The 10,321-nt window shown below is 58.5% G+C and carries 8 protein-coding genes; 2 read left to right on the forward strand and 6 right to left on the reverse strand.

Features of this window, described 5'->3' with window-relative positions; translation table 11 throughout:
- The 6 genes from VGK48_00615 to VGK48_00640 form a co-directional block, all read right to left on the reverse strand.
- Positions 1-948, reverse strand: a 948-nt coding sequence (locus VGK48_00615) for an ATPase, T2SS/T4P/T4SS family (protein ID HEY2379655.1), incomplete at its 3' end; no start/stop codon positions are given.
- A gap of 81 nt (positions 949-1,029) precedes the next feature.
- Positions 1,030-2,724, reverse strand: coding sequence for a formate--tetrahydrofolate ligase (locus tag VGK48_00620; protein HEY2379656.1), 1,695 nt, complete (start codon positions 2,722-2,724; stop codon positions 1,030-1,032).
- Between the two features lie 110 nt (positions 2,725-2,834).
- On the reverse strand, positions 2,835-4,196 hold the full coding sequence (locus VGK48_00625; protein HEY2379657.1) for an MFS transporter: 1,362 nt from the start codon (positions 4,194-4,196) through the stop codon (positions 2,835-2,837).
- Between the two features lie 120 nt (positions 4,197-4,316).
- On the reverse strand, positions 4,317-4,787 hold the full coding sequence (locus VGK48_00630; protein HEY2379658.1) for a cytochrome c: 471 nt from the start codon (positions 4,785-4,787) through the stop codon (positions 4,317-4,319).
- Positions 4,788-4,792: 5 nt separating this feature from the next.
- A complete protein-coding gene (locus tag VGK48_00635; protein HEY2379659.1) occupies positions 4,793-6,763 on the reverse strand; it encodes a thiamine pyrophosphate-dependent enzyme in 1,971 nt (656 codons plus the stop codon).
- Between the two features lie 24 nt (positions 6,764-6,787).
- Positions 6,788-8,299 carry a tannase/feruloyl esterase family alpha/beta hydrolase gene (locus tag VGK48_00640; GenBank protein ID HEY2379660.1) on the reverse strand — a complete coding sequence of 504 codons (1,512 nt, stop codon included), beginning with the start codon at positions 8,297-8,299 and terminating at the stop codon, positions 6,788-6,790.
- 149 nt (positions 8,300-8,448) lie between these two features.
- On the opposite strand from VGK48_00640, the gene VGK48_00645 reads away from it, so the two are divergent.
- Together VGK48_00645 and VGK48_00650 are read left to right on the forward strand one after the other, a co-directional pair.
- Positions 8,449-8,862, forward strand: a complete 414-nt coding sequence (locus tag VGK48_00645) for a DUF6152 family protein (GenBank protein ID HEY2379661.1) — start codon at positions 8,449-8,451, stop codon at positions 8,860-8,862.
- Positions 8,863-8,999: 137 nt separating this feature from the next.
- Positions 9,000-10,262, forward strand: a complete 1,263-nt coding sequence (locus tag VGK48_00650; protein HEY2379662.1) for a GAF domain-containing sensor histidine kinase — start codon at positions 9,000-9,002, stop codon at positions 10,260-10,262.
- Positions 10,263-10,321 lie beyond the last annotated feature (59 nt).

Genomic DNA, 10,321 nt, shown 5'->3' on the forward strand with positions numbered 1-10,321 from the left:
TTTGTCCAGCAATCGCAAAACGATTTTTTCGCCGAACAGACAGGGCAGCACGGATACGCGGAAATCCAGGTCTTTCAGCTTGCCGGTAACGCGGGTACGGATTCGAATACGTCCGTCCTGAGGAACCCGTTTTTCCGAAATGTTCAGCCGCGCCATGATTTTGAGACGCGAGGTCAGCGCATCCTTCAGTTTCACGGGAGGGCTCATCACGGTCTTCAGAACGCCGTCCACCCGGAACCGTACGCGCAGCTCTTTTTCGAACGGCTCGATGTGAATGTCACTGGCGCCGCTTCGAAGAGAGTCGACCAGAATGAAATTCACGAGGCGGATGATCGGAGCCTCTTCCGACTGCGATTTCAGCGCCTCGGTATCGAGCTCCTGGTGATCTTCGCCGACAACCTGGAGGTTTTGCCCTTCCTGCTGCTCCGGCTCCGGCAAGTCGTCGAAGACTTTTCGGAGTTCCATATCTTTGGGGCTGCCGTAGTGCTTGTCGATGGCCTCACGAATCTGAGCTTCCGACGCCAGCAGCGGCGTGATCCGCATGCCGGTTCTGAACTTGACTTCGTCAAGCATGACAACGTCGTTGGGATCGGACAGGGCCACAAAGAGCACATTGCCTTCGCGGCGGATAGGCAAAATGGTCAGCCGGGACGCCCAGTCTCTCGGCAGGAGTTTGAGGACGTCGGGATCGACCTCGCAGGATACCGGATCAATGACGTCAATGCCGCACTGGCGTGACAGCACCGAATGCAGAATTTCCTCGGTCAGAAAGCCCAGTTTGATGAGACATCCACCGAGGCGGCCACCCTTGGTTTTTTGATGCTTAAGGGCCTGATCCAATTGATCTTGCGTGATAAAGTCGCCGCTGATGAGCAAATCGCCCAGACGAGTTGACGGTCTGGGGGCGCTGGCGGAGACTTGGCCTGGATCGAGTGCTAACGACTTCATAACTCGATCTGTATCGGCAGACCAGGCCGCGAAGCTTACAGCTAAAGACGCATTATCTTCTATAGGTTACGCCGGGAGGATCTAGAAGAGTCCGACGATGCGTCCGTCCGGAGTGACATCGATCTTGTTCGCTGCAGGAATTTTAGGCAACCCGGGCATTGTCATGATGTCCCCGCAGATGGCGACGACGAATTCGGCGCCGGCCGACAGCCGGACCTCGCGGATCGGAACCACGTGGTGTTTCGGAGCGCCCTTCTTGTCCGGGTCCGTGGTGAAGCTGTACTGCGTTTTAGCAATACAGACCGGTAAATGGCCGTAGCCGCGGTCCTGCAATTCCTTGAAACGGTCGCGGACCTTCTGATCGCCGATAATGTCGTCCGCGCCGTAGATTTCCCGGGCAATGGTCTGAGCCTTTTTCCAAAGCGGCATGTCGTCCGGATAAAGAGGATGGAACTGGGAAGGTGTCGTTTCGATCGTTTTGACAACGGCGTGAGCCAGGTCGGCGGCCCCGGGGCCTCCCCGAGCCCAGTGGTCGGATAAGACGCACTGGACCTCGAGTTGTTTGCAAAGCGCTTGCAGCAACGCCGTTTCGGCGTCGGTATCCGCGCTGAAACGGTTCACGCCCACCAGCACGGGCACACCAAACTTACGGACGTTCTCGACGTGGCGGGCGAGATTAGCGAAGCCTTTTTCGAGAGCTTCGAGGTTCTCCTGCTTGAGCGCATCCTTTGGCACTCCACCGTGCATTTTTAAAGCGCGGACCGTCGCCACAACGACAGCGCAATCCGGTGTCAAGCCCGCCTTGCGGCACTTGATATCCATGAACTTCTCGGCCCCCAGATCGGCACCGAAACCAGCCTCGGTCACGACATAGTCCGCCATCTTCAATGCCGTTCTGGTGGCAATGACGGAGTTACATCCATGAGCGATGTTGGCGAAGGGGCCGCCGTGAATCAGGGCGGGATTGTTCTCGATCGTCTGTACCAGATTCGGAGCGAACGCGTCCTTCAGTAAAGCCGTCATCGCGCCGGCCGCCTCGAACTGCGAAGCTTGAATGTATTTTCGATCTCTGGTCTGCCCGACAATGATGTTTCCGAGGCGTCTCTTCAGATCGTCGAGGTCCGCCGCGAGACAGAAAACCGCCATGATTTCCGAAGCGGCGATGATGTCGAACCCGTCCTGGCGCGGATATCCATTCCCGACCCCGCCCAGCGCTATCGCCATCTCGCGGAGCGAGCGGTCGTTCATATCGATGGCGCGCCGCCAGGAGATTCGTCTCGAATCCAGCTCGAGCGCATTTCCCCAGTACATGTGGTTATCGATCAGTGAAGCCAGCAGGTTGTTGGCAACACCGATAGCGTGGAAGTCGCCGGTGAAATGGAGATTGATGTCCTCCATGGGCACGACCTGCGCGTAACCTCCGCCCGCCGCTCCGCCCTTCACGCCAAAACACGGACCCAGGCTCGGCTCGCGCAGACAGATGATCGCGTTCTTACCGATGTGGTTCAGCGCATCCCCCAGCCCGACGGTCGTCGTCGTCTTACCTTCACCCGCGGTGGTGGGCGTGATGGCGGTGACCAGGATCAATTTCGCATTCGGCCGCGGCGGCAGCGATCTCACATAGTCGAGAGAGACCTTCGCCTTGAAATGCCCGTATAAGAGAAGGTCGCTGAGGTTGATTCCAAGCTTCCGGCTCGCCACCTGGGCGATCGGCTGCATATGGGCTTCTTGAGCGATCTCGATGTCAGTCTTCGGATTCTTATGTTGATCGTGCACAACCTTGAAAGGATAGAACAGTTAGCGCCGGATGACGAAGAGATTAGCCACAAAAACGAACCGGGTTGATTCCTTTTGTGCTTTTTGTGCCCTTTGTGGCTGATCTCCCCTCAGTGAACCAGCACCTGGCTTCCCTCTACCGGTTTCTCCCCAGGCTTCATCACCCACCTCAACGAAAACATGGTGATGGCGGAGATCAACGCTGGAATGGCAGCGGCATAAAACAACTGGCGCGGCATCCAGCCGATCATCAACAAGGCGCCGGCCACCGACGGTCCGGCAATCCCGCCGATGCGGCCAACGCCAAGACCGGAGCCGACTCCGGTCGAACGGAGGTTCGTCGGATAGTAGGTGGCGGCGAGTGCGTTGATGGCGCCCTGCCCGCCGACCACGCAGAAACCGGCGATGAAAACAATGATGAACAACAAGACCAACGACAATGCGGGCGCACCGATTAAGGCGATCGTGATGCACGCGATCAGGAACGCTGTACCTAGGACCGGGATAAAGCCGATCCGCTCAACAACCCAGGAAAAGAAGAACGTTCCGATAACCCCGCCCAGCTGCAAAGTGGTTGCCACCAAGGCCCCGGTGCGGACCGAACCAAAGGCTGCATTCACGACTGTCGGCAACCAGCTCGCCAGGAAATAAAGGTTCAGCAGGTTCATGAAGTTGATGATCCACAGCAGTGTGGTTCCAACAGCACGTCCTTCTGTAAAAAGATGGAGAATCGGAACCCCGCCGCTCTTTTGTTCGTGGACCACATACTCTGTCCGGCTGTCCACGGCAGCGGCCGGATCGATGCGCCGAATCCATTTCGCGAGTTTTTCCGGCGCCTTGCCGCGCAATGCCAGAAACTGAAGCGATTCGGGAAGGAACACCAGCATCAGCGTGCCGATGACCGCAGGTATCGCGCCGCCGACAAGAAACACCGAGCGCCAGCCGAACGCAGGAATCATCCAGGCCGAAATCAATCCGGCCAATGCCGCCCCAACGTTGAAACCATTGGTGACGACGATCATTAATAAGATGCGCATGCGGCGCGGAGAATATTCGCCGACCAGAGCGACGGCGTTCGGCATGATTCCACCAAGACCCATGCCCCCGAAAAACCGGATGGTGCGCAATTCGGCGATCGTGTTGACGCGTGACGTCATCAAGGTCACGACGGAAAAGAATAAAGTCGCACAAATGAGGACGGGTCTGCGGCCGACTTTGTCGGCGACCATGCTGAACAGAAGCGACCCAAACAGAATGCCGACCAGCGCCGCACTGAGAGCCGGCCCCATCTGGGCCATGGGCACGTGCCAATCCTGAATGATGGCGGGAGCAATCGGCCCGAGAGCCTGGACGTCGAAGCCGTCCATGATCAGGCACAGGGCGCAGAGGATGAAAATGCCAATCTGGAAGGAACTGATACCGCTCTTGTCCAGAATGTCCGAAATGTTTATAGCGTTGCGAGATTTAGACACAAAAGGCACATAGCTTTTTTAGCCGCAGATGACGCGGATGACGCAGATGGGGGCGCAAGCACGAACTTGATGCGCCCCCATCTGCGTCATCCGCGTCATCTGCGGCTAAAAAAGTTCTTCCTAAGGTTTATACGGTTTCGACGCCGCTTTCACAATTTCATTCAGCGTCGAAATGTTCTGCAGCGGCGGAGCATTGCTTTTGAATGTGCGGATGTAGGCATAAATATCCTTTGCCTGCTTATCGCTCATCGTGTTCGCCGCAAAGTTCGGCATACTGGCCGACGGCGTTTCCGGCGCGACGTTCGCACGGCCGCGAAGGAACTTGATGAAGTTGTCTTCGGTCGCGAGATTGGTTGTCCAGTGGCCCACGAAAGCACGGCCGGTCTCCCCGTTGAAGCCGTGACAGCCGTAGCAGCTGTAGTTGTAGAACAACGCCTTGCCGTTGGTGGCATTCCCGGTTACCGGACTCGTCGGAGGATTCGGATTACCGGCCACGGCGGCGCCGCGGCCACCGCCGCGGCCCTGAGCCAGGAACATGACGGGAACGGCCAGGGCCACAATAACGATTCGTGAAATGAGATTTTTCTTCACGGTAATTACCTCGGTTGCGTAACGACGTCGATCATGTAGGGATCGCCCCGCTTGACGCTTTCGACGCCACGTTTCAGTGCCGCAGCCAGCAGCTTCGGATCCGAGATCGGACCTTCGCCCGCCATGCCATACCCAGCGGCCATCTTCGCGTAATCGATATAGGGATTCCGCAAACTGGTGCCGATATGTCCCCGATCGGTTCCGCGGCCGCGCACGCCGGCCATATATTCGACGAACATCAATTCCTGATGCCAGGCGCGATTGTTGTGCATGACAGTCAGCATCGGCAGCTTGTGGTGGACAGCCGTCCACAAAATGCCGGGGGCATAGTTCAAATCACCATCCGTCTGGACATTGACGACGATACGGCCGCGGCTTTTCGCCGCGAGCGCCGCGCCGACCGAAGCAGGAGCGCCGTATCCCATACCGCCCGCGCCCTGTCCACCGAGATAGCTGTACGGCTTGTTGTGATCCCAGAGCTGGGCGTTGTGTCCGCCGGAGAAACTGCTGGGAGAAGAGAGGCACCAGTCTTCATTCATGATGAGCGGCCAGAGTTCGGAATAGATTCGCGCAGTTGAAACGGGGCTGCCGTCCCAGCCGGCCCGTTTCGCTTCGACAGCCTGCTTGACGGCTTCGACATGGGCTTTCTGGTTGGCTTCCGTATGTTTCGCAGTGCGGTCTTGAATCGTTCGTTTTTTGTCGGCTGTCAGTTGCCGGTTCACTTCGTCGATGATGCCCGGCAGACTGGCTTCCGCGTCGGCGGTGAGATTCATGCTCACACCGGCAGCGGCGCCGCCGCCCCTGCCGCCTCGGCCGCCACCGTTTCTGCCGCCGGTTCGGCCGCCGCCGTTCGGAGCAATGCCGCCGAACCCGACATTCATCGCATCACGAGGGAGCAGCGTCGCAAGGCCGGGTCCGGTAATCGAAGCCTGGGCACCGGCGGATTCCAGACCGAGCGTGTAATCGTAGTTGGTGTCTGCGCCCGGGCCGCAGAGCGGATGACGCTGCGGGAAACTCATCGGGCCGTTCGTCGCCGCGGTGCTCGTCGAGGCACCGACCAATTCGGCCAGCTGGACGGCGTTCTTGACGCCTTGCGGCGTCCGCAGACGGCCAACGGCGATGCGCGGATTTTTCGCATCGAGCAGGCCCGCGGCGATCTCCCTGGACTGGGCCGCCTCGATGCCGGCGATGCGCGGCGCCTGCCAGGCGGGAACCTTCGCGGTCTTGGCTTCGTCCTTCTGGATTTCCGTGTCGAGTACCACCAGCGTGGGCGCTTGAGGCGGAGTGATGGCCTCATTATAAGCGCGCTGAATGGCCGTCATGGCTTCATCGAGGGTCTTTGGCTGCGCATCCCATTTTGTAAAGCTGCGAACCATGGCCGCCATGTCGTTTGCCGTATGCGCCGCGATGAAACTCTTATCGCGGCCCGCCAGCAGAAGGATGGGCGTCCGATCGTAGTACGCCTGATAGATGGACATCGACGCGTGTTGAATTCCGATCGTGCCATGCAACAGGGCGCACATCGGTTTGCCTTCGGCTTTGCCGTAGCCGTGCGCCATGGTGACGGCGGATTCTTCGTGAAGCGCCGTGATGAATTCCGGCGTTTTGTTCGGCGGATTGCCGTAATTGATCAACGACTCCTGCAGCCCTTCGAAGCTGGAGCCCGGGTTCGCGGCGACATATTCGATCTGGAGGTCCCGCAGGACCTGAGTCATCAGATCGGATCCTGGACGCGTGATGGTGCGCGCCGTGACCGGCGGCGGCGTGACATTCCCGGCATCGCGGTCAATCTGTCCCTGGGTTGGAGGAGGAACAGCCCCGGCGCGGGCGGGCGCAGCTGCGGCGCGCTGTGTGGCAGCGCCGGCACCGGCCTGCTGGGCTTCGGCCGCTTCAACACTGGTCACGAGAGCGGCCGCGCCGGCGGCCGCGCCCTTTAAAAAACCTCGACGATTTACGGAGCTCTTCGACTTGGACATTATTAATCCTCCTGAGAACTGAGTTCAGTTCGCATTCGACTGCGGCGCCCTGCACACGAAGTTGGCCGCGTCATTTGTACTGCCTACACCTTTGTACTGCGCGGCCTGCGGGTAAGGGCAAAGCGGCCGCGCCATGTCGACTCGATTGTTGGTTACGTGATATGCCTGCATTTGATCCGGCGCCAAGCCCGACTCACGCCAGCGCTCGAGCGCGCCCATGTAATTCACCTGACTCGGGCCGGGGCCGCCCTGACAATGTCCCATGCCGGGGATCATGAACAGCCGGATCCAGTTATCCTGCTTCGCTCCCATCTTCGACAGCACGCTGCTGTAATAATTGATGGTATTGCCTGGAGAGATGGCGGTGTCATTCCAGCCGTGATACAGAATCAGCTTCCCGCCGCGGGCCTTGAACGCCGAGAGATCCGGGTTGATCGCGTTCACGATGTTGCCGACTTTTTCGTCGACCATTTTCAGATCGCGATCCAGATCGAACGTTTTCCAGTCCCAGTTGGCGTTGTCATACGCGACGAGGAATGATCCGAGCGAGACGGCCTGGGGCGCCTGGCCGCCGGCAATAGCGTTCCAGCCGGTTTCGCTGCCGAATTCCTTGCCCGGAAAAACGACCTCGCCGCTTTTGGTCTTCGCCGGAGCGTACATGCGCTTGACTGCATCAAGCTGCGGAGCCGTGAGGCAGTTCTCAGACTCGCCGGCTTTGCACAAAAGCACCGCCGGATCGAACTTGCACGAACGGGGATTCGTCAGCAGGCCGTCCTTGACCTTGTCCTTCTCATCACAGGCTGCCAGAACGGCCTTGTTCAGCATTGCGGCCTTCGCCGCGGGAACGACCTGAGCGGGGTCTTTCAGGACCGGGACGGCTACGCTGAGGTCCCAGGTATGCAAATGCGTCTGGTAATTCGCCGGCGCGCCGGCAACGATGGCGTCGAAGTCTTCGGGATAGCGTTGCGCCTCCATTAATCCCTGGCGGCCACCCGTCGAGCATCCATTCCAGTAGGAATATTTCGGCAAGCGATCATAGAACGTCATCATGATCGCCTTCGACTTGACGGTGGATTCGTGGACGGCCCGGTACGCGAAATCGACCAGCTTTTCCGGATGCTCGATTGCAAAATTCGCGGCGCCGCCTTTATGTCCCGTGTCTGTCGATGCGGTGGCATAACCCTCCTGGAGGGCCGAGGCCAAAGCCGGATAACTGATCACGCCAGCCCAGCCGCCACCGCCGACAAACTCAAACTTTCCATTCCAGTTCTCGGGCAGCCACACTTCCAGGCTGATTTCGGAATCCGCCGACGGCTTGAGCGTCGCAGCGATCCGGCAAAATGCCGGCACCTGCAATCCCGCAGGCGCGCCACCCCGTTGTCCGCCGCTGCCTCCTCCTGGAGGTGTGAAATTCCCGGCCGGAACAGACTCCGCCATCGTTATCGTTGTGTTGGGAAGTGAAACGGATTTCAGGCTTGCGCATGGGGCAGTGGCCAGCGCGGTGCTGAAAAGCACGACTGCAATGCTTGAGATCATTTATGCCTCCCGAATGTGGGCAAAATTATCACAGAATTTCATGGACAGGCACGAAAAACGGCGTATACGTGACCATTTACGGCCGGAGTTTCCGTGTCTATAATCTACCTGCAATACTCGTCGGGGAAATTGTTGAGAGGAGTGGGTCTATGAGGCGTCGTCTGCTTGCCCTTACGGCTCTGTCCGGCTTACTGCTGGCAGCCGGACCGGTGCTCGCGCATCATTCGTTCGCGGCGGAGTACGATAGCAACAAGCCCATCAAGTTTCAGGGCAAAGTCACCAAAGTCGAGTGGGCGAATCCTCATGTTTACTTCTATGTAGACGCGAAGGATGAGGCCGGCAAAGAGATAAACTACGCGGTTGAAACAGGCGCGCCGAACGGACTTTACCGTCAAGGATGGAGAAAAGACTCCTTGAAAGTCGGCGACATCGTCACCATCGAGGGCTTCCGGGCGAAAGACGGATCCAATACGGTAAATGCCCGAAACGTCATGCTGCCGGACGGCCGGAAAGTCTTTGCCGGATCTGCCGATGACGGCGGCCCCGGCGCGCAGAAGCCCTGAGCCTCAACATTAGTTTCTGGAGGCGCCGCCAAAACGCGAAAACCCTCAATAGCGCTCTGACCTAAACCCAGACGGCGGGCCACTATAGATATCGACAAAAGTCTATCCGTTGCGTAGAGTGCCGCTCTGGGTGAGTGATGAAGGAACAAAGCTCAAACATCGATCTGCATCGTTTACAAGTGCTGCTGGAAGCGGCCAGGCTGCTGAACTCGACCCTTGAACTGAACGAAATCACACAAATCATCCTCGATGTCGTTCGGCCTGAAGTGCATGTTGAACGGCTCTCCGTGTTCGTCGTCGATCGCGCAAAGGGAGTCCTCCGATCGATTGTTGCGCATGAGGTGAACAATCGAGACATCTTCGTGCCGCTCGGGATCGGGATCGCTGGAACGGTGGCGAAAACGGGCGAGGTGCTCGATATACCGGATGCCTATGCGGATCCGCGCTTTGCACGCGCGTTCGATCAGCGGCTCGGGTACCATACAAAGGACCTCTTTACACTGCCGGTTTGCGATCGAAAAGGCGAAATCATCGGTGTGCTCCAGCTTCTGAACCGCCTCCGGCCTATCACCGATTCGGACCGCGAATTCCTGCTGGGAATTTCGGTCTACATTGGCCTCGCTCTCCAGAATGCCTGGTCCCACGCGCAACTCCGCGAAGAAGAGAGCTTCGGGCAGAGCCTTCTTTCCCTCTGTGACCGCCTTGCGGAAACCGAACGGCTCTCATTGACTTCACAGGCGTTTAATTACGTCGTCCGGGAAATCAGCAATCCTCTGGCGGTCGCAATGGGATACACGGACCTGGCGCACAGCCATCCGGGAGTCCCGGAGCAGGTGAGGGGGTACCTTACCAAGATTTCTCAAGGCATCGATCAGACGGCAACTGCAGCCCGCCAATTTCGAAGCTTTATTAACAGCGCGGCGCCAAAGCTGAGGCCCATTGCTCTGTCGGACGTGCTCTGGCAGATTACCCATCTTCGAGCTCAACAGTGGGCAGCACAGAACATCGACGCATCCATGTTAATCCTGAAGGCGCCTCCGGTCCTGGCCGATGAAGCTCAGATGCAGCTCGTCGTGCTGTACCTCCTGCAAAACGCCGAAGCCACCCTTGGCGATGGCGATCCGAGCCGGGAACTGCGGATTACGCTATCCGCCGGCGGCGAACAAGTGCGCGTCGAAATTTCACGTACAGGCCCGGCATCGGGGGAAGAACTGCAAACTCGAATCTACGAGTCTCCATTTACGGGAACCAAGCAGCTCTCGGTATCAACGTTGGGCCTGGCTCTGGCTTCCGGCATTGTCGAGCAGCACAACGGAAGACTGCGCCTGGAATCCGGCGGAGATAAAGGCGATACCCTCGTTGTCGAACTCCCGGCGTATTTGAGGGATGCCGCCGGCTGAAAGACCGGTTTCGCCAGGCCGCAGAGGACACCCCCCGTCGCTGAACTCGTGTTCAATGA

The organism is Terriglobia bacterium (assembly GCA_036496425.1).
Classification (GTDB): domain Bacteria; phylum Acidobacteriota; class Terriglobia; order 20CM-2-55-15; family 20CM-2-55-15; genus 20CM-2-55-15.

Coding starts and splice junctions, on each gene's coding strand:
- VGK48_00635 (HEY2379659.1), bottom strand. CDS start 6,763: ATGTCCAAGTCGAAGAGCTCCGTAAATCGTCGAGGTTTTTTAAAGGGC.
- VGK48_00640 (HEY2379660.1), bottom strand. CDS start 8,299: ATGATCTCAAGCATTGCAGTCGTGCTTTTCAGCACCGCGCTGGCCACT.
- VGK48_00645 (HEY2379661.1), top strand. CDS start 8,449: ATGAGGCGTCGTCTGCTTGCCCTTACGGCTCTGTCCGGCTTACTGCTG.
- VGK48_00650 (HEY2379662.1), top strand. CDS start 9,000: ATGAAGGAACAAAGCTCAAACATCGATCTGCATCGTTTACAAGTGCTG.